The following is a 1319-nucleotide window of genomic DNA, read 5'->3' as shown; positions in this document are numbered from 1 at the left end:
GAGCCTGTAAATAATTTTGTGTAATTGCTTTTCGTAAATTAAAGGTGATTGCTTAAGCGGTCACCGAATTCAATAATAAAGCGGCTCATGGCTAAACGCCAGTCGCGAATAGGCATATTCCACTTTTTAGATGCCGCATCAATTGCTAGGTAAATCACTTTACGTACAGAATCATCCGTTGGAAAGACTTTACGCTTTTTGATCGCCTGACGTATTACGCTGTTTAATGACTCGATTGCGTTGGTCGTGTAGATAGCTTTGCGTATCTCGGCTGGATAAGCAAAGAAGGTATTCAAATTCTCCCAGTGTGTACGCCAGCTTTTGCTGATCTGGGGGTACTTGTCATCCCATGTTTGAGCAAATTGATCCAGGGCCATCAAGGCTGCCTCTTCTGTAGGTGACTGATAAACCGCTTTTAAATCTTGAGTGACGGCCTTGTAATCTTTCCATGACACGTATTTCAAGCTGTTACGCAACATATGGATAATACACAGCTGGATATGGGTTTGCGGGTATACGCTGTTAATAGCATCAGGAAAGCCTTTTAGTCCATCCACACAGGCAATTAGAATATCCTGCAACCCTCGGTTTTTAAGCTCAGTCAGGACAGTCAGCCAGAACTTAGCGCCTTCATTCTCCGCCATCCACATACCGAGCAGTTCTTTGTGTCCATCAAGATTAATGCCCAAGGCTAGGAATACAGCCTTATTGATAACACTGCCATTATGACGGACTTTGACCACAATGCAGTCCATATAGACGATAGGATAGATCGCATCTAATGGACGGTTTTGCCATTCAGCAACCTGCTCCTTAACAGCATCTGTCACCCTGGAAATAAGCGTTGGAGATACATCGGCATCGTACATTTCCTTGAAAGTAGCCACGATTTCACGGGTGGTCATGCCTTTGGCATAAAGGGATAGAATTTGGCTATCCATTTGCGTGATACGGGTCTGATTCTTTTTAATCAGTTGTGGCTCAAATGTGCCATCACGATCTCGTGGTGTGGTGATTTCAATCTCACCATCATCACTCAGGAGGGTCTTACTGGAATAGCCATTACGGGCATTAGAACCGTTCTTACGAGCATTCTTTTCATGTCCGAGATGTTCGGTAAGTTCGGCATTAAGAGCCGTTTCAACAGTGAGTTTGGTCAACAATCTGGTGAATTGGTTGAGATCGTCTGCTGTTTTGATTCCTTTAGCAAATTCTGCTGCAAGGTCTTTTAGTTTTTGTTCGTTCATCATATTGCCTGACTCCTTTGTGAATATGAACATAGCAAATTCAGGCAATTACACAATTTAATTTACAGTCTC

Annotated in this window: 1 protein-coding gene; it reads right to left on the bottom strand. The window is 43.1% G+C overall.

Translation table 11 applies throughout. The annotated features are described in order from the left end of the window. Nucleotides 1-38: 38 nt before the first annotated feature. Complete coding sequence (locus HHA41_RS12965) at nt 39-1247, bottom strand: IS256 family transposase (RefSeq protein ID WP_168461957.1); 1209 nt, start codon at nt 1245-1247, stop codon at nt 39-41. Nucleotides 1248-1319 lie beyond the last annotated feature (72 nt).

The sequence above is a fragment of the Acinetobacter sp. A1 genome (assembly GCF_012371315.1).
Taxonomy (GTDB): domain Bacteria; phylum Pseudomonadota; class Gammaproteobacteria; order Pseudomonadales; family Moraxellaceae; genus Acinetobacter.
The sequence above is the reverse complement of the archived record's forward strand: the minus strand, read 5'-3'. Positions and strand labels throughout refer to the sequence as shown.

Excerpts from the sequence above, each read along its gene's own strand:
- HHA41_RS12965 (WP_168461957.1), bottom strand. The coding sequence starts at position 1,247 with ATGAACGAACAAAAACTAAAAGACCTTGCAGCAGAATTTGCTAAAGGA.